15 protein-coding genes and 2 riboswitches are annotated in these 18,708 nt (G+C 44.8%); all 15 genes read left to right on the forward strand.

The annotated features are described in order from the left end of the window. Positions 1-74 precede the first annotated feature (74 nt). A complete protein-coding gene (locus tag G5B06_RS11990; RefSeq protein WP_021977504.1) occupies positions 75-1,454 on the forward strand; it encodes an NAD(P)/FAD-dependent oxidoreductase in 1,380 nt (459 codons plus the stop codon). 252 nt (positions 1,455-1,706) lie between these two features. Beyond that, positions 1,707-1,883: riboswitch (cobalamin riboswitch) on the forward strand. A gap of 155 nt (positions 1,884-2,038) precedes the next feature. Continuing rightward, on the forward strand, positions 2,039-3,343 hold the full coding sequence (locus G5B06_RS11995; RefSeq protein WP_021977503.1) for a sirohydrochlorin cobaltochelatase: 1,305 nt from the start codon (positions 2,039-2,041) through the stop codon (positions 3,341-3,343). A 121-nt stretch (positions 3,344-3,464) separates the two neighbouring features. Beyond that, complete coding sequence (locus tag G5B06_RS12000; RefSeq protein ID WP_148448443.1) at positions 3,465-4,478, forward strand: hypothetical protein; 1,014 nt, start codon at positions 3,465-3,467, stop codon at positions 4,476-4,478. Then, complete coding sequence (locus G5B06_RS12005) at positions 4,475-5,620, forward strand: ABC transporter substrate-binding protein (RefSeq protein WP_173762633.1); 1,146 nt, start codon at positions 4,475-4,477, stop codon at positions 5,618-5,620. The genes G5B06_RS12000 and G5B06_RS12005 overlap by 4 nt, the downstream gene beginning before the upstream one ends. Before the next feature lie 55 nt (positions 5,621-5,675). Then, on the forward strand, positions 5,676-6,695 hold the full coding sequence (locus tag G5B06_RS12010) for a FecCD family ABC transporter permease (RefSeq protein ID WP_173762632.1): 1,020 nt from the start codon (positions 5,676-5,678) through the stop codon (positions 6,693-6,695). Positions 6,696-6,698: 3 nt separating this feature from the next. Next, a complete protein-coding gene (locus G5B06_RS12015; protein ID WP_173762631.1) occupies positions 6,699-7,799 on the forward strand; it encodes an ATP-binding cassette domain-containing protein in 1,101 nt (366 codons plus the stop codon). Positions 7,800-7,910: 111 nt separating this feature from the next. Further along, positions 7,911-9,584, forward strand: a complete 1,674-nt coding sequence (locus tag G5B06_RS12020) for a DUF1002 domain-containing protein (protein ID WP_173772156.1) — start codon at positions 7,911-7,913, stop codon at positions 9,582-9,584. Between the two features lie 237 nt (positions 9,585-9,821). After that, positions 9,822-11,024 (forward strand): class I SAM-dependent rRNA methyltransferase, encoded by a 1,203-nt coding sequence (locus tag G5B06_RS12025; RefSeq protein ID WP_173772157.1) that lies wholly within the window; start codon positions 9,822-9,824, stop codon positions 11,022-11,024. Positions 11,025-11,093: 69 nt separating this feature from the next. Continuing rightward, positions 11,094-11,507 (forward strand): hypothetical protein, encoded by a 414-nt coding sequence (locus tag G5B06_RS12030; RefSeq protein WP_173772158.1) that lies wholly within the window; start codon positions 11,094-11,096, stop codon positions 11,505-11,507. 1 nt (position 11,508) lies between these two features. Then, entirely contained in the window at positions 11,509-12,357 is an 849-nt protein-coding gene (locus G5B06_RS12035; protein WP_173772159.1) for a DUF5685 family protein, read from the forward strand. After that, positions 12,351-12,992: a J domain-containing protein gene (locus tag G5B06_RS12040; RefSeq protein WP_173772160.1), complete on the forward strand. Its 642-nt coding sequence runs from the start codon at positions 12,351-12,353 to the stop codon at positions 12,990-12,992. Before G5B06_RS12035 ends, G5B06_RS12040 begins: the two co-directional genes overlap by 7 nt. Positions 12,993-13,125: 133 nt before the next feature. Beyond that, a complete protein-coding gene (locus tag G5B06_RS12045; RefSeq protein WP_148448425.1) occupies positions 13,126-14,112 on the forward strand; it encodes a diaminopimelate dehydrogenase in 987 nt (328 codons plus the stop codon). Positions 14,113-14,418: 306 nt separating this feature from the next. Beyond that, a complete protein-coding gene (locus G5B06_RS12050) occupies positions 14,419-15,915 on the forward strand; it encodes an N-acetylmuramoyl-L-alanine amidase family protein (protein ID WP_244094562.1) in 1,497 nt (498 codons plus the stop codon). Positions 15,916-16,241: 326 nt separating this feature from the next. Beyond that, positions 16,242-17,702 (forward strand): C40 family peptidase, encoded by a 1,461-nt coding sequence (locus G5B06_RS12055; protein ID WP_148448423.1) that lies wholly within the window; start codon positions 16,242-16,244, stop codon positions 17,700-17,702. 167 nt (positions 17,703-17,869) lie between these two features. After that, positions 17,870-18,076, forward strand: a riboswitch (cobalamin riboswitch). A gap of 265 nt (positions 18,077-18,341) precedes the next feature. Continuing rightward, positions 18,342-18,650: a cysteine-rich small domain-containing protein gene (locus G5B06_RS12060; RefSeq protein ID WP_148448421.1), complete on the forward strand. Its 309-nt coding sequence runs from the start codon at positions 18,342-18,344 to the stop codon at positions 18,648-18,650. Positions 18,651-18,708 lie beyond the last annotated feature (58 nt).

An 18,708-nucleotide genomic window follows, 5' to 3' on the forward strand; every position in this document is an offset into this window, starting at 1 on the left:
GTTGTAGAATAGTCAGGGTTTGTGCGAAAACGAAACATTGAAAACAGGCAACACAAGATAAGGAGTTTTTATTTATGAAATATGACGTACTGATCGTAGGAGCAGGTCCTGGAGGAATCTTTGCAGCCTATGAGCTGATGAATAATGATCCGGAGAAAAAGATCGCGGTTTTTGAAGCCGGCCATCCTCTGGAAAAAAGAAAATGTCCTATTGACGGAAAGAAAGTAAAATCCTGTATCCACTGTAAAACATGTGCGATCATGAAAGGATTTGGCGGTGCAGGCGCTTTCTCCGATGGAAAATATAATATCACCAATCAGTTTGGCGGAACGCTGTATCAGCATATCGGCAAGGATACAGCCACAGAACTGATGGAATATGTAGATAAACTGAATCTGATGCATGGTGGAGAGGGAACCAAGCTTTATTCCACCACAAACAGTGAGATCCGTAAGCTCTGTCTTCAGAACGGCCTGCATCTTCTGGATGCATCTGTCCGCCACCTGGGAACGGATATCAACTATGTAGTACTTCAGAATCTCTATGACAAGATGAAAGCCCATGTAGATTTCTATTTTGACGCGTCCGTTGACAAAGTGGAGAAAACAGAAGACGGCTATGCAGTTGTTGTAGGTGATGAGCGTTACGAGGGAACTTACTGCATCATCTCCGCGGGACGAAGCGGAAGTAAATGGATGGAGACTGTATGTACAGATCTTAAGATCCCCACACTTTCCAACCGTGTGGATATCGGTGTCCGTGTGGAGCTTCCGGCAGAGGTGTTCAGCCGTCTGACCGATGAGCTTTACGAGAGCAAGATCGTTTACAGAACCGAGAAGTTTGAGGATATGGTCCGTACTTTCTGTATGAACCCGAGAGGTGTTGTGGTTAATGAGAACACCAATGGAATCATCACAGTAAACGGCCACAGCTATGAAGATCCTGCAAAACACACCAACAATACAAACTTTGCGCTTCTGGTATCCAAACATTTCTCAGAGCCGTTCCATGACAGCAACGGATATGGTGAGAGCATCGCAAGACTTTCCAACATGCTTGGCGGTGGTGTTATGGTACAGCGTTTCGGAGATCTGATCCGTGGAAGACGAAGCACAAAAGCACGTATTGAGGAAAGCTTCGTAACACCGACTCTTTCCGCAACACCGGGAGACTTAAGCCTTGTTATGCCGAAGCGTATCTTGGATGGAATCATCGAGATGATCTATGCTCTGGATAAGATCGCACCTGGAACAGCAGATGACGATACTCTGCTTTATGGTGTTGAGGTTAAATTCTACAACATGGAAGTTGAGATCGATGAGAATCTGGAAACCTGCCACAAAGGTCTCTTTGTTATCGGAGACTGCAGCGGTGTGACACATTCTCTTTCCCATGCATCCGCCAGCGGTATCTATGTAGCCAGATACCTGGAGCAGGAGTACTTCAGTAAATAATATGAGCGGCCCTTTTCTGCTGTCACAGTGATGGCGGAAAGGGGCAGCTTTTATGTTGTAGGAAATCACTGTACCATAAATAAAAAACATAAATCATATAAAACCATGCATAATGTGCATGAATATTGAAAGGAGTATGTTGAAAATAACTGACAGATGCAGGGGAAGCACCATAATTCGTCCGACAGCAATCTTGACAATTTTGTGATTTTGTGGTAAAAGAATAAGTAACCAGGTAAAATCGAATATGTACAAATGTTATGGCAATAAGGTTGCGTCCAGTCGGATGTGCAAAAGAGAATCCGGTGAGAATCCGGAACGATACCGTCACTGTGAACGGGGAGCTGTTTTTAAATACCACTGGGAAACCGGGAAGGGAAAGCAGTGTGGAACCAAGTCAGGAGAACTGCCTTATTGTGAGATCCAGGATTCGCGGTCTACGAATCTGTATTCTCAATAACAATACAGAACTTCTTTTTATGTGTATTGCGAGAGAATCGTGTGTGAGCAGGCGGCCGCAGAAAGCAGCCGTTTTTTTGTACATATCAGTATTCTGGAAATACATGAAAAGAGGACGATAAGAAATGAAAAGAAAAACAATGTTAGCTCTGATGCTCGCAGTTTCCATGACATGCTCTATGGGTGCAGCTACAACAGCAATGGCAGCAGATGATTCCGCTACAGAAGAGAGCGCAGATGAGAGTACTGAGGCAGCTGATACCACAGAGGCTTCTGATGAAGACCAGAAAGCAGCTGACAATGTAGCAGCTCTGATCGACAAGATCTATGTTCAGGAGAGAACTGACACAACAGATGAGGACTGCAAGGCAGCCAAAGAAGCATGGGATGCTCTGACAGACGCTCAGAAAGAACTGGTAGAGGGCGAGAACGCTGATCCGGATTACTTCGGACGTGACACAGGAGATGCTTCCAAGGACGATCCGCGTAACCAGGATGAGATCGGTGAGAATGAACTTCTTGTTGTAAGCTTTGGTACTTCCTTCAATGACAGCCGTGCAGAGGATGTCAAAGGAATCGAGGATGCTCTTGCAGAAGCTTATCCGGACTGGTCTGTAAGAAGAGCATTTACAGCACAGATCATCATCAACCATGTAGAGGCAAGAGATGATGAAGTGATTGATAACATGCAGCAGGCTCTTGACCGTGCAGTAGAGAATGGTGTTAAGAATCTGGTTGTACAGCCTACTCATCTGATGCATGGTGCTGAGTACGATGAGATGACAGAAGCGATCAATGGCTATAAAGATAAATTCGAGTCTGTAGCTATCGCAGAGCCAATGCTCGGTGAGGTTGGAGACGATGCAACCGTGATCAACGATGACAAGAAAGCCGTTGCTCAGGCAATCACAGATGAGGCTTGCAAAGAAGCCGGATTTGACAGCATGGATGCAGCAGCTGAGGCTGGCACAGCATTCGTATTCATGGGACATGGAACATCTCATACAGCTAACATTACATACGATCAGATGCAGACACAGATGGAAAACCTTGGATTCAAGAACGCATTCATCGGTACTGTAGAGGGTAAACCGGAAGATACAGCCTGCGACAAGGTTATCGAGAAGGTAAAAGAGGCAGGATACAAGAACGTTGTTCTTCGTCCGCTGATGGTTGTTGCCGGAGACCATGCAAACAACGATATGGCCGGTGATGATGAGGATTCCTGGAAGAGCCAGTTTGTAGCATCCGGAAACTTCGAGAATGTTGATACACAGATCGCAGGTCTTGGACGTATCGAGGCTGTTGAGCAGCTTTATGTAGATCATACAAAAGCAGCTATCGACTCCATCGGAAGCACAGATGAGTCCGCAGATTCTGACGCAGCAGCAGATACAGAGGCTGATTCCGCTGAGGATTCCGCAGAATAATAAATATGAAACGATCTGAGTGAGCTCAGATACCTATAAGAAATCCATGTAACTGCCCGGAAAGATCAGGAAGACTGTCTTCCGGGCAGATTGCTGTATCTATGGAAGGGAGAAGATTATTATGAAAAAACGTTATGTAAACTTAATCCTTGCAATGGTAAGTGCATCAGCCATGGCCCTTGGCTCTGTGCCTGCAATGGCTGCAACAGATTCCGCAAAAACCGAATCTGCCAAAAACGATTCCAAAGAGGATGCAGAAGCTTCCAATGAGAAAGAGGCAGACGCAGCCAAGACAGATACCCTAGAAGATGGTGTTTATACAGCAGAGTTTGACACAGACAGCAGTATGTTCCATGTAAATGAGGCCAATGACGAAAAAGGAGAGCTTACGGTCAAAGATGGCAAGATGACCATCCATGTAAGCCTGGTTTCCAAGAAGATCGTAAATCTGTTTGCAGGAACTGCAGAAGATGCACAGAAGGATGGCGCCGAGATCATTGAACCTACCACAGATACAGTAAAATACAGCGACGGTTATACAGAGGAAGTTTACGGGTTTGATATCCCGGTACCTGCCATTGATGAGGAATTTGATGTGGCACTTCTGGGAGAAAAAGGTAAATGGTATGACCATAAAGTCAGCGTCAAAAATCCTGTAAAGACAGGTGATGTGGAAGAAACAACTGATGATACAGACAAAAAAGAAGACTCCTCCGACAAGGAGAACGCAGAAAAAGCAGATGTTTCCAAAGATGAGAAAACTTCCGATGACAAGAAATCTGAGGGAAAAAAGCTGGAAGATCTGAAACTGGAAGACGGAACTTACGAATTTGATGTAACCCTCACAGGCGGAACCGGAAGAGCAACGGTAGAATCTCCGGCCAAAGTAGAGATCAAAGACAAAGAAGCTACAGCAACCATCATCTGGAGCAGCCCGAATTACGATTACATGATCGTGGATGGCGAAAAATATGAGCCGGTGAACAAAGACGGAAATTCCACATTTGAGATTCCGGTGACTGTTTTTGACACAGAGATGGAAGTGACAGCAGATACCGTAGCCATGAGTACACCTCATGAGATCGACTACACATTAAATTTTGATTCTTCAAGCATGAAAAAGGCAGAAAAATGAAAAAAATAATTTCATACATATTTCTGACATTGACGCTTGTTCTGGGCTGCGCGTTTGCCGTGCAGGCAGCGGAGACAGAACATAAGCCTGCGGATATTCCGGGCCTTACTTTCGACCACAGCATGGAACTATCCTATGCGAAGGAATTCAATGTGGATTATTACAACGATGGCTATGCGCTGATCACCATCGATCAGGAGGGACAGTTTCTTGTAGTCCCCGAGGGAAAAGAAGCTCCGGAAGGGCTGGACTCTGATATTGTGGTCTTAAAACAGCCGTTAAATAACATTTATCTGGTTGCAACCTCAGCCATGGATCTTTTCCGGGCCATTGACGGGATCGACAGTATCAAACTTTCCGGAACCAAGGAAGATGGATGGTATATCCAGGAAGCCAAAGACGCCATGGAGCAGAAAAAGATGATCTATGCCGGCAAGTACAGTGCGCCGGATTATGAGCTGATTCTGAACGAAGGCTGTGACCTTGCCATTGAATCCACCATGATCCATCACAATCCGGAAGTCCAGGAGAAACTGGAACAGTTCGGGATCCCTGTAATGGTGGAACGTTCCAGCTATGAAAGCCATCCCCTTGGAAGAACTGAGTGGATGAAACTTTACGCAGTCCTTCTTGGAAAAGAAGATGTGGCAGAAAAAGTTTTCAAAGAGCAGACAGACAAACTGGATAACGTGCTTACAGCAGATAAAACAGATAAGACCGTAGCGTTCTTTTATATCAACTCCGTAGGCGCGGTAAATGTAAGAAAAAGCGGCGACTATGTTTCAGAGATGATCTCCCTTGCAGGTGGAAATTACGTTCCGGAAGATACGGGAGAGAGTGACAATGCCCTTTCCACCATGAACATGCAGATGGAAGAATTCTATGCCAAGGCAAAAGATGCGGATTATATCATCTACAACAGTACCATTGACGGAGAGCTTCAGACCATCGATGAACTTCTTTCCAAAAGCGAACTTCTTGCGGATTTCAAGGCAGTGAAGAGTGGAAATGTCTGGTGCACAGGCAAAAACCTTTTCCAGGAGACCACAGGACTTGGAACCATGATCGAGGATATCCACACCATGCTGACCACGGATGATGATTCCCTAGATAACCTGACTTACATGCACAAACTGAAATAAACGAAAATACGGCTTTACACGAATTACACCACAGAAGAGGAGTGTACCAGAAAAAATGAATGACAGAAAACGAGCGGTCCGATATGGGATCTCTTTTGTGATCCTTGCGGTACTTTTGATCTTTTTATTTATATGGAATGTAAATTCCGGAAGTATCCACCTCTCTGTGCAGGAGATCCTGAATATCATATTCCGGCATCAGGGAGATGAAACTTCTTATAATATTGTCTGGGAGATCCGTCTTCCAAGAATTCTGGCAGTTATCATCCTCGGCGGAGCACTTTCTGTTTCCGGATTTCTGCTGCAGACCTTTTTTAATAACCCTATCGCGGGACCTTTCGTGTTGGGAATTTCTTCCGGAGCCAAGCTGATTGTGGCTTTTCTGATGATCTTTCTTTTGAGCAGATCGGTATCCATCGGTTCCGGAGCCATGATCCTAGCTGCTTTTGCCGGTTCCATGATCTCCATGGGCTTTGTGCTTCTTGTGGCAAAAAAAGTCCACAACATGTCCATGCTGGTCATCAGTGGTGTTATGATCGGCTATATCTGCTCGGCCATCACGGACTTTGTGGTGACGTTTGCGGATGATTCCAACATCGTGAATCTTCACAACTGGTCACTGGGAAGTTTCTCCGGTATGACCTGGGGGAATGTGCGGACTATGGCTGTGGTGGTATTACTTACCATGGTGATCGTATTTTTTATGTCAAAACCCATCAGTGCCTATCAGCTGGGTGAGACTTACGCACAGAATATGGGCGTCAATATCAAAGTATTCCGCATACTTTTGATCCTGCTTTCCAGTATTCTTTCTGCCTGTGTCACTGCATTTGCCGGACCGATCTCCTTCGTGGGAATTGCCGTACCTCACATTGCAAAAAGTCTCTTAAAGACTGCAAAGCCACTGCTTGTGATTCCGGCCTGCTTCCTGGGTGGTGCGGTGTTCTGCCTGTTCTGTGACCTGATCGCAAGAACCGTATTTGCACCGACGGAGCTGAGCATCAGTTCTGTGACGGCAGTTTTCGGAGCACCGGTAGTTATCTATATCATGATTCGCAGACAGCAGAGGATATAAACGATGAAATCATATTTTTTTTATACGGATCAGCTGACCGTAGGCTATGACGGAAAACCGCTGATCAAAGAGATTAATATTCAGCTGAACAAAGGAGAGATCCTGACTCTGATCGGTCCCAACGGTGCCGGCAAATCTACCATTCTGAAGAGTATCACAAGGCAGCTTTCCCTGATTGGAGGAACTGTATATCTGGAACAGGAACAGATGAGCCGCATGACGAACAAAGAGGTTTCCAGGAAACTGGCCGTAGTGCTCACCGAGCGTATGCGTCCGGAACTTATGACCTGTGAGGATGTGGTGTCTACCGGACGTTATCCATATACCGGAACTCTCGGAATTCTTTCTGCGGAGGATAAGGAAAAAGTTAAAAATGCCATGGAGATGGTACATGCCTGGGATCTGAAAGACCGGGATTTCACAGCGATCAGTGACGGACAGCGCCAGCGGATTCTTCTGGCGCGCGCCATCTGCCAGGAACCGGAGATTATCATCCTGGATGAACCGACATCTTTTCTGGATATCCGTCATAAACTGGAACTGCTTGCCATTCTGAAAAAAATGGTGCTGGAAAAACAGATGACTGTGATCATGTCCCTTCATGAGCTGGATCTTGCTCAGAAGATTTCTGACCAGGTGATCTGTGTGCATGGAGACCACATTGAAAAATACGGAGCGCCGGAAGAAATTTTTACCTCGGATTATATCCGCAGACTTTATGGAATTACCCGTGGAAGTTACAACGCAGAGTTCGGCTGTGTGGAAATGGAACCACCGACAGGGGAACCTCAGGTGTTTGTAATTGGAGGAAACGGAAGCGGAATTCCAGTGTACCGGAAACTGCAGCGACAGGGAATCCCCTTTGCAACGGGAATTCTTCATACCAACGATGCTGATTATCAGGTAGCAAAAGAGCTGGCTGCAGAGACTATTACAGAGAAGCCGTTTCAGTGTATTTCTGAAGAAAATTACAGAAAAGCACTGGAGGTTATGGAAAAATGCCGGGAAGTTTACTGTCCTCTGAAGGACTTTGGCCCTGTAAATGAGAAAAACCGGGAATTAATAAAAAAAGCAGAACAGATGGGAAAATTACAAAAACTGTGAAAATATCTGCAGGAAAATAAGAGAACATAAATTACAAATTCCCGTATATCTGTGTTATAATATGAAACAGAAAAAACGGCAGTCCGGAATTTATATATGGAGGGAAATTTCATGAAGAAAAGAAATCTGATTGCAGCAATTCTCTGCAGTGCATGCCTTGTGGCAGGGAGTGTAAATCCTGTATTTGCGGATGCATCAAAAGTAGTAACACTGGGTGCGGACCTCACAGATGCCCAGAAGCAGACCATGATGAAATATTTTAATGTAAGTGCGGATCAGGTGCAGATTATGACCATCACCAATCAGGATGAACATAATCATCTGGATAATATCGCACCGCAGTCACAGATCGGTTCCAGAACCTTAAGCTGTGCTTACGTAAAACCTACACAGTCCGGTGGAATCAAGGTTCGTACAGCCAATCTGAACTGGGTAACCGGAAATATGATTGCCAGTTCACTTTCCACATCCGGAGTAAAGAACTGTGAAGTTGTAGCGGCATGCCCGATGGAAGTATCCGGAACAGGTGCCCTCACAGGTATTCAGATGGCCTATGAAAAAGCCAGCGGACAGAAGCTGGATGAGACTAAGACCAAGCTTGCCAATGAAGAAATTGTCACAACCGGTGAGCTGGCAGACAAGGTCGGAAAAAATGAGGCAACAACTGTTGTAAACCAGTCCAAGATTGATGTCATCCAGAACAATGTACAGAATACACAGGAAATTCAGAACATTGTTGTCAATGTGGCACAGGAGAACAATGTCTCTGTAAGCCAGGAGGAGATTGACAAGATCGTATCTCTTCTGGAAAAAATTGCAGAGCAGGGGTATGATTACGACGATGTGAAGGATACACTGGAGCAGGTAGATGCCAACACCACAGGCAAGACTACTACTGACGATTCCCTGGACGGTGAGAATACAGACGAAACAGTAGATCCCAATGAAGCGACAGATGATGATGACGATATCATGAATAACGTAGATGAAAGTGCTCTTGGCGGAGATGTAATTCAGAGTTCCACAGAAGATCCGGATCTTGAAAAGGAGACCGGAGATTCCGCAGACAGCAGTAATGAGACCGGAATTCCGGAAGCAACAGATGATGGAACTTATGTCGGTGAAGACAGTACGGATGAGAGTACCGATGATACAGTTACTGTAGATGAGAGTACAGCTGATGAGTCCAATGCAGATGAAAGCACTTCAGAAGAAACTGACCAGGATGAAACAGGAATTCCGGAAGCAACAGGGGATACAGACAGTTCTGAGGAAACAGAAGCAGCCGGAGAAACCACATCAGCAGAAACAGACAACACAGAAGTTGACACTTCGGTTCTTGGCGATGAGGCAAAGAACAACTATGACAGATTTGCCCTCTTTGCGAAGGGAGAATACGAAGGGGATGCAGACTCTCTTCTTGCGGCAACTGAGAATACAGAATCCACAGCCACAGTTGTGCTGGATGAGCAGACCGGAAAGAGCCTTGCAGATACCGTTGAGAAGGATTATTACGACGTTCTGAAGGACGGTGCGGCATCTTATGTGGCAGATGGAACAGAAACATATGTCAGTGCAGAGCTGAATATGATGGATCAGAAGCTGAAAAAACTGTTCGGCATTGATGCTACGGAAGAAAACATAGACGTTACCGACGAAACTGCAGTTCTTCTTGCGGATGTACCGGAAGAAGACAAACAGACACTGTATAAGGATACCATGAAATTCCTTGCAGGTCTCTATGGAGAAAATACAGACGCCACAGAGGAGTCAGCAGCAGAATAAAAATATATCATTGCCATCAGAGAAACCGGAAAATGACAGAGCTCCGGTTTCTCTGGTGGCTTTTTTGTGTGAACGGGAAATAAAAAGATCATGAAAATTCTGTGATTTATCTTAAGGATTCGGGTAAGCACTGGAAAAATGATTTTTTCTGTGATAGAATTGACCATAAATCGGTTTTATGGAATTCATACACTGTAAACCGTCACAGGGAAATGAGAAAGGGAAAAGGTAGAATTTATGAGCCTGGCAGTAGTAACATTAAAAAAAGGCGAAGGCAGATTCCTGAAATCAGGAGGCCTCTGGGTATATGATAATGAAATCGCAACCATTATGGGAAGTTTTGTAAACGGAGATATCGTTCTGGTTCATGATTTTGACGGATATCCGATGGGAAGAGGATTTATCAACACCAATTCCAAGATCACGGTACGTATGCTTACCAGAGATGAACATAAGGAGATCAACGAAGAGTTTTTGAGACAGCGTGTCCGTGACGCATGGGAGTACCGCAAGAAGATTGTGGATACAGGAAGCTGTCGTGTGATTTTCGGAGAAGCAGATTTTCTTCCGGGACTTGTTGTGGATAAGTTTTCCGATGTGCTGGTAGTACAGTCTCTGGCACTTGGAATTGACCGCCTTAAGGGAACCATCATTGATGCACTGAAGGAGATTCTTGCAGAAGACGGAATTCAGATTCGTGGTGTCTATGAGCGAAGCGATGCCAAAGTCCGCCGCCAGGAAGGAATGGAACTTACCAAGGGATTTATCGGAGAAGAGTTTCCTACCCTTGTCCAGATTGAAGAAAACGGCGTGAAATACGAAGTAGACATCAAAGACGGACAGAAAACAGGATTTTTCCTGGATCAGAAATACAACCGTCTGGCAATTCAGAGACTCTGTAAAGATGCAAAGGTTCTGGACTGCTTCACACATACCGGCTCTTTTGCCCTGAATGCGGGATTTGCAGGGGCAGAAAGTGTTCTTGGTGTGGATGCATCTGAGACTGCCGTAAATCAGGCAAGAAGGAATGCAGAACTTAACGGGCTGGAAGGAAAAGTGAAATTCCTCTGCGAGGATGTGTTTGAACTTCTTCCGGAACTTGAGGAAAAAGGTGAGAAATTTGATGTGGTAATCCTTGATCCACCGGCATTTACCAAGTCCAGAAGTTCTGTCAAAAATGCCATAAAAGGATACCGTGAAATCAATCTCCGGGCTATGCGCCTTGTAAAAGACGGAGGTTTTCTTGCAACCTGTTCCTGTTCTCATTTCATGACCTACGAACTGTTTACACAGACAATTGGTCAGGCTGCGAAGAATGTTCACAAGAGACTGCGCCAGGTGGAATACCGCACACAGGCTCCGGATCATCCGATTCTCTGGTCGGCAGATGAGTCCTATTATCTGAAATTCTACATTTTCCAGGTATGTAATGACCGCTAGGAAATGTCCGTGAATCTCTTTGGAGAGCCTGGACAGTTATGGCGGCAGTGAAAAGGAGAAACAGATTTTATGAGAGACAAATTCAATAAATTTATGCAGGGACGCTACGGAGTGGATGATTTTTCCAGATTTATTATGGGAGTTGCGCTGACTCTGATTATACTGACCATGGTTGTTACCATGTTTAACAGAAATGTTGGCAGTATTCTGGATTTCCTTGGAATTGCGGCGATTGTATATGCGTATTTCCGCATTTTTTCCAGAAATATTCAGCAGCGTTATGCAGAAAATCAGAAATATCTTCAGGTGACATCGAAATTCCGTCTTCGTTTCAATAAAGAAAAAAATCTGATGAAACAGAGAAAAACTCACCATATCTACAGCTGCCCGGGCTGTGGACAGAAGATCCGTATCCCCAGGGGAAAAGGAAAGATTGAGATTGAATGTCCGAAGTGCCACACCAAATTTGTAAAGAGGAGCTGACATGTTCGGATATGTGACAGTTAACAAACCGGAAATTAAATTCAAAGATTTTGACATGTACCGTTCTTTTTACTGTGGGCTTTGCAGAGAACTCCGTGAGAGATATGGAATACCGGGGCAGATTTCGCTGACGTACGATATGACATTTGTTGTGCTTCTGCTCAGCGGGCTGTACGAGCCGCCTACGCAGAAAGGAACTTCCCGGTGCGCGGTTCATCCGCTGAAGCCTCAGCCGGTACGCCGCAATGAGATAACCACATACTGCGCGGATATGAATGTAATTCTTTCATATTATAAATGCATGGATGACTGGCAGGATGAGAGAAAACCTCTGCGGTATGCCTATGCCAGACTTCTGAATGCAGGCGGAAAGAAACGCATGGCCGGTTATCCGGAAAAAATCCGGAAAATTCAGGATGCCCTTCTTAAGCTTTCACGTCTCGAAAAACAGGGCGAGACAGATGTGGACCGGGTGGCAGGATGTTCCGGACAGATTATGGAAGAGGTTTTTGCGTTCCGTAAGGATGTGTGGGAAGCTTCGCTGCGGCGGATGGGATTTTATCTCGGGAAGTTCATTTATATCCTGGATGCCTATGATGACGTGGAAAAAGACGCGGAAAACGGAAATTACAATCCATTTCTTGAGAAATATAAGATGGAAGGGTTCGAAGAAGAGATACGCCGGATGCTTATGATGATGCTTTCAGAAAGTTGCAGGGAATTTGAAAAAATGCCGGTGATCCGATATGGAGATATCCTTCGAAATATTTTATATTCCGGCGTCTGGTGCCGTTTTGCGGCCATCGGGCAGAAACGCAGGGAAAAACGGGAGAAAGAGAAAAAATGTTAGATCCATACAGTGTGCTGGGAGTTCCCAGAAACGCATCTGATGATGAAATAAAAAAGGCATACCGGAAACTCAGCCGAAAGTACCATCCGGATGCCAATATTAACAATCCGAATAAGGATCAGGCTGAGGAGAAATTCAAGGAAGTGCAGCAGGCTTACGAGCAGATTATGAAAGAACGTGAGTATGGAGGCAGTGCTTCCGGAAATGGCTATGGAAGTTATGGCGGTTTTGGCGGCTATGGCAGCGCAGGATCAAGTACTTACCAGGACGAGGAGAGCATGCGGAGACGTGCGGCTGCCAATTATGTGCAGAGTGGCCATTATCAGGAAGCTATGAATGTGCTGAATTCTCTTGGACAGAAAAACGGCGAATGGTATTATCTGGCTGCCATGGCGAATATGGGGCTTGGGAATAATGTGACGGCTCTGGATCAGATCCGCGAGGCGGTCCGTCAGGAACCAAATAATATGCAGTACCGCATGCTTCTTCAGAGAATGGAAGGCGGCGGAGGCTGGTACCAGCAGCAACAGGATCCGTTTGGAGGAATGCCCACAGCAGGGGGAGATATGTGTGATGCCTGCTGCAGAACTATGGCCTGTGCCATGTGCTGGCCGGGCGGAATTTTCTGCTGCTGATAAAATTTGCCGGTTTTGTCCGGGGATTGACAACAGCAGAGAGCATTAAATTGTTTGTGAGGTGGATCCTGCAGATCTGCTTTGCGATATAGAGTGCAGGTTTTCCTGCAGAGAAAAAGAGGAGGAAATCGTTATGAGCATAAGAATTGGTATTTTAGGCTATGGAAACCTTGGACGCGGCGTGGAGTGCGCGATCAAACACAATCCGGATACAGAGCTGGTTGCAGTATTCACCAGACGTGATCCGGAAACAGTGAAGATTCTTACAGAGACTGCCAAGGTTTATTCTGTAAAAGATGCAGAGAAAATGAAAGATGAGATTGATGTTCTGATTATCTGCGGAGGAAGTGCTACCGATCTTCCTGTTCAGACACCGGAATATGTAAAATATTTCAACGTTGTGGACAGCTTTGATACACATAAGAGAATTCCGGAGCATTTTGCAAATGTTGACAAAGCAGCAACAGAGAACGGTCATGTAGGAATTATCTCTGTAGGCTGGGATCCGGGAATGTTCTCACTGAACCGTATGTATGCAAACGCAATCCTTACAAACGGAAACGATTACACATTCTGGGGCAAGGGTGTCAGCCAGGGACATTCTGACGCAGTCCGCCGTATTAAAGGCGTAAAAGACGCAAAACAGTACACAATTCCTGTAGAAGCTGCACTGGAAGCTGTAAGAAACGGAGAAAATCCTGAGCTAACCACACGTCAGAAACATACAAGAGAGTGCTTCGTTGTTGCAGAGGAAGGTGCTGATCTTGCACGCATCGAGGAAGAGATCAAGACCATGCCGAACTACTTTGATGAGTATGACACAACGGTACACTTTATTTCCCAGGAGGAGCTGGATCGCGATCACAGCGGAATTCCGCATGGTGGTTTTGTAATCCGCAGTGGAAAAACCGGCTGGAATGATGAGAACAGCCATGTAATCGAGTACAGTCTGAAACTGGATTCCAATCCGGAGTTTACCTCTTCTGTTATCGTTGCCTATGCAAGAGCTGCATACCGTATGAATCAGGAAGGACAGAAAGGCTGCAAGACGGTATTTGATGTTGCACCTGCATATTTAAGTGCACTTGACGGAGCAGAGCTTCGCAAAAAATTCCTGTAAGAAACAGACTGTAACAGAGTTGTTACAGAAAGCAATATTTTTATAAATGCTCGGATCCCCGGAATATTCAGCAGGTATTTCTGATATTCCGGGGATCTTTGCGTGGATAAGAGGGTGTATGACAGGGAAAAAGCCGGAAAGAGTTGACGACAGGTAAAGAATGGTATATAATATGGACGTAAATTTGTAACAGAATTGTAAAGAATTGAATGCTTTACACATGGTTCACAGGATGGGCAGTGAAGATAACAATCAGCCGGACTTCAGAAATAGTAAATATCAATTATCTATCAAAGGAAGGTATGTATGCGAAAATTAAGCAAAAAATGGAAACTGTGGGGACTTTTTTTGATCTTGATGTTTTTTGCAGCTGGAGCGACTGTACATACAACTGCAACAGATGTACAGGCCGCAACCAAAAACGGCTTTAAAACAGAAAATGGAAAGTCCTATTATTACAAGAATGGTAAGAAAGTAAAAGGCTGGCTTACCCTCAATGGAAAGAAGTATTATTTCAATGCCTCCACAGGTGTTCAGGTAAAAGGCTGGGCAAAAGACAGCAAAGGCAAACGCTATTTCTACAATGCCAACGGTGTAAAAGGCTATATGGCAACAGGCTGGCTTACAGACAGCAAGAAGAATACCCGGTATTTTAATACCAGCACCGGTTATATGACAACCAAATGGGCAACCATCAGCAAGAAGAAATATTATTTCTACAGCAATAACGGAGTTGCAGCCAAGAGTAAATTCCTTACAGATTCCAAGAATGTGACCAGGTATTTTACAAGTAAATGCTACATGGCAACAGGCTGGGCAACCAATACCAAAAAACAGAAACGTTACTTTGATCCGACCACAGGAGCCATGTATAAAGGCTTCAAGAAAATCGGCAGCAATACCTATTATTTCTACAGCTCAAGTGGAATTATGGCTACCGGCTGGGTGGAGAATACATCCAAGGGTTATAAATATTATTTTGACCCATCCACAGGTGTAATGGCTACCGGAACCAAGACAATCGATGGCAAAAAGTACACATTCAGCAGTAGCGGAGTCCTTCAGGTCAACAATAACCCGAGTACAACGACACCGACCAGGTCACGTACAATTAAGAATTTCCTTGCAAATGCACTGAAACCGGTTGGACAGACCCTTTATGTATGGGGCGGAGGCCACAATACTTCGGATGCCACCAGAAAAGGCGTAAGTTCCAGATGGAAAAAGTGGTATGACAGCAATTCCAGCTCTTATAACTATAAGAACTATATGGATCTTACAGAAGCTACAGAACAGAAAGGCCTTGACTGCTCCGGATATGTAGGATGGTCTGTATATCAGATTATGCAGAGTAAATCCGGCGGAGTGAACTATACAACAGTTTCCGGAGATATCGGTTCCTTATATACCAGCAGAGGAATGGGAACTACAATTTCTCAGTCACAGCTTTCAAGCTCCGGCTGGAAACTGTATCCGGGAGATATCGGATACAATGACGGACATACATGGATGGTTCTTGGACAGTGTGCAGATAAGAGTGTTGTGATCCTGCACTGTACACCGAATGCGGGTGTTCAGATTTCCGGAACACCGACACCGGATGGAACATATGGAAGCCAGGCAATCAAGCTTGCAGAGCTTTACATGGCCAAATATCCAGGATCCAGCAAATATGATTATCACGAATCAAGTGGTAACTATATCCGTAATGGTGCTTACTTCAGATGGAACAGAAGTACACTTTCCGATCCGGATGGATACCTGAACAAGACCGCAAATCAGATTCTTGCAGACCTGTTCTGATTAGGCAGGAAGAGAAGTACCGGAAGAAATTTCTATGTAATAATTAAATAGAATTAAGAGAAGGAGAACCTGTAAAATGCAGAGTTCTCCTTCTTTAATGTCAAATTCATTAATAAATGTTACAGAATTTTGAACTAAATAATAGAAAATCCTTGCAAACCAGAGAACACTGTGTTAATATATAAAAAGATTGAAATAAGATATTGCAGAAATGTTACATTGATTTGCTGAAATGAAAGAACAGCAGAAATGAGTAAACGAGGGCAGGTGATATGTGATCTGCCGAATAATCAGAATTCAAAATCAGATTGCGAGGGTGAACAGTCATGAAGAAAAGAATATTATGTCTGACACTGGCGCTCCTCATCAGTGGAGCACAGGTAGTTAGCGTAAGTGCAACAAGAGAAGATGAGGCAGCGCTTCAGCAGGAAATGGATGCAACCAATGAACAGCTGAATGCAACTTATTCCAGATTGGATGAGCTTTCCGCACAGAAGTCACAGATCGAAGGAGAGATCTCCACTCTTGATGCCAATCTTGTAAACGTGATGGTTTCGATCCAGACACTGGAAGGAGATATCTCCAATAAAGAAGCCGACATTGCATCTACACAGGCCAACCTTGAGAAAGCCAAGAATGCCAAGACCAAACAGTATGAAGCAATGAAAAAACGTATTCAGTATCTTTACGAGAAAGGCGGAGACGACGCATGGTTCCAGATGATGCTGAATGCAGAGAACCTGTCTGATCTTCTTACAAAAGCTGAGTACACACAGAAGACATATGAGCAGGACAGAAAGAGCCTTGAGAAATATTCCAACACCATTCAGCAGGTAGCTAACCTGGAAGCTCAGTACACACAGGAGAAGGCAGAACTTGAGGGAATGAAGCAGGAATATGAGGCAGAGTCCCAGAACCTTCAGGCACAGCTGGATGAGAAGCGTGCAACATCCGCAGATTATGACAATGAGATTGCTTATGCACAGCAGCAGGCTACAGACTATGCGAACCTTCTTGCAGAGCAGACTGCAGAGCTTCAGAGATTAGAGGCTGAGCGTATCGCCGCAGAAGAGGAAGCAAGACGTCAGGCGGAGGCTGAGGCAGCAGCAAGAGCGCAGGCAGAGGCAGAAGAGGAAGCAAGACGCCAGGCAGAGCAGGAAGCACAGCAGGATGAGGCGGACGAGAGCGAAGACGTACAGTACGATGAGGACGGCGACGTGATCGAGAATGCAGATGAGGATACTGCAGAAGATGACACCGAGGATGTGGATGAAGATGCAGACAATGGTGAGAATGATGATGCGTCCGAGGATACTGAGAATACAGAGGATAATGCAGACGCAGATTACGATAACAGCACAGACGCATCTGAAGAAAGTGCAGAGGACACATCTAATGCAGAGGATACATCTTCAGACAGTGACAGTTCTTCTTACAGCAGTGGTTCCGGATCTTCTGTTGTGAATTATGCTACACAGTTTGTGGGAAATCCTTACGTATGGGGCGGAACAAGCCTTACCAATGGTGCAGACTGCTCCGGATTTGTACAGAGTGTCTATGCGAACTTCGGAGTCAGCCTTCCGAGAACCTCCTATGAGCAGCAGAATGCAGGTACTGAGGTATCTTATGCAGATGCACAGCCTGGAGACCTGATCTGTTACGGTGGACATGTGGCTATTTATATGGGCAACGGACAGATCGTACATGCATCTAACTCTCAGGATGGAATCAAGATCAGCAACGATGCGACATACAGAACTATCGTTTCTGTAAGACGTCTTGTATAAGGCGAACAGACAACAGAAAATAAAAGTACAGCAGCCTGGCAGCAGTTTGCCAGGCTGTTTTTTTGCGTTTACAAATGTATCGGAAAAATATGATTAAAAATATGTAAATATGATGGAAATAGTATTGACATATAATTAACAGGGTGTTATTATAATGTCAGTATAATTCCATATTGAACATAGCAAGTGCTGAGGGGATCTGACAGTCATTGATTATCAGATGCCAGCAGAAAAGGGAATCAGGTGTGAAACCTGAGCGATCCGGTCACTGTAACGGAGGAGCGAATCTCACAGTCCATTGTACTTAGGTATGAGAAGGAGAGACAAGCCATGATTCCGGAGCCAGGAAACCTGCTTGTTATGGCGAGGTTAAACTTCCGTGTAAAGTGTAACAACCATTTCAGGGACTCCGCACCCCTGGGACGTTGTCTACTTTTTTACGAGAGTAGGCATTTTTTTATGGAATACGCCTGTTCATATGAATTATACATGATTAAATGGCAGGCGATACTACTCCGGATACATTCGTTCCCTCCGCGCACTCATGAACGGATTATATTTCTACCCCGGGGTGGCATCGCTACCTCTTTTTTTATGGGAAAATTAAGAGGATATATGATCCGGGAGGAGATAAGAATCATGGAGAAACCATATTGGGAAGGAAAAGAGTATTCCTATTTCAGCCACAAAAAATGCGAGTATTTTCCATGCCATAAAGGAGTAGATCCGGAGAATTTCAACTGCCTGTTCTGTTATTGCCCGTTGTATGCACTGGGAGATAAATGCGGCGGTAATTTCCACTTTACAGAAAGTGGGATCAAGGACTGCACGGCGTGTAAACTTCCTCACAGAAGAGAAAATTACGGATATATCACAGGGAAGTACCAGGAACTTGCGGATATGATAAGAAAACAGAGAGAAAATTCTCAGGCAGATGAGAAGAGATAATAGAGCCTGCAAATAAAAAGTCAAGGCTAAATTGAAGAACATTGAAAATTTTATACAG

The organism is Blautia luti (assembly GCF_013304735.1).
Classification (GTDB): domain Bacteria; phylum Bacillota; class Clostridia; order Lachnospirales; family Lachnospiraceae; genus Blautia_A.

Excerpts from the sequence above, each read along its gene's own strand:
- G5B06_RS11990 (WP_021977504.1), top strand. The coding sequence starts at position 75 with ATGAAATATGACGTACTGATCGTAGGAGCAGGTCCTGGAGGAATCTTT.
- G5B06_RS11995 (WP_021977503.1), top strand. The coding sequence starts at position 2,039 with ATGAAAAGAAAAACAATGTTAGCTCTGATGCTCGCAGTTTCCATGACA.
- G5B06_RS12000 (WP_148448443.1), top strand. The coding sequence starts at position 3,465 with ATGAAAAAACGTTATGTAAACTTAATCCTTGCAATGGTAAGTGCATCA.
- G5B06_RS12005 (WP_173762633.1), top strand. The coding sequence starts at position 4,475 with ATGAAAAAAATAATTTCATACATATTTCTGACATTGACGCTTGTTCTG.
- G5B06_RS12010 (WP_173762632.1), top strand. The coding sequence starts at position 5,676 with ATGAATGACAGAAAACGAGCGGTCCGATATGGGATCTCTTTTGTGATC.
- G5B06_RS12015 (WP_173762631.1), top strand. The coding sequence starts at position 6,699 with ATGAAATCATATTTTTTTTATACGGATCAGCTGACCGTAGGCTATGAC.
- G5B06_RS12020 (WP_173772156.1), top strand. The coding sequence starts at position 7,911 with ATGAAGAAAAGAAATCTGATTGCAGCAATTCTCTGCAGTGCATGCCTT.
- G5B06_RS12025 (WP_173772157.1), top strand. The coding sequence starts at position 9,822 with ATGAGCCTGGCAGTAGTAACATTAAAAAAAGGCGAAGGCAGATTCCTG.
- G5B06_RS12030 (WP_173772158.1), top strand. The coding sequence starts at position 11,094 with ATGAGAGACAAATTCAATAAATTTATGCAGGGACGCTACGGAGTGGAT.
- G5B06_RS12035 (WP_173772159.1), top strand. The coding sequence starts at position 11,509 with ATGTTCGGATATGTGACAGTTAACAAACCGGAAATTAAATTCAAAGAT.
- G5B06_RS12040 (WP_173772160.1), top strand. The coding sequence starts at position 12,351 with ATGTTAGATCCATACAGTGTGCTGGGAGTTCCCAGAAACGCATCTGAT.
- G5B06_RS12045 (WP_148448425.1), top strand. The coding sequence starts at position 13,126 with ATGAGCATAAGAATTGGTATTTTAGGCTATGGAAACCTTGGACGCGGC.
- G5B06_RS12050 (WP_244094562.1), top strand. The coding sequence starts at position 14,419 with ATGCGAAAATTAAGCAAAAAATGGAAACTGTGGGGACTTTTTTTGATC.
- G5B06_RS12055 (WP_148448423.1), top strand. The coding sequence starts at position 16,242 with ATGAAGAAAAGAATATTATGTCTGACACTGGCGCTCCTCATCAGTGGA.
- G5B06_RS12060 (WP_148448421.1), top strand. The coding sequence starts at position 18,342 with ATGGAGAAACCATATTGGGAAGGAAAAGAGTATTCCTATTTCAGCCAC.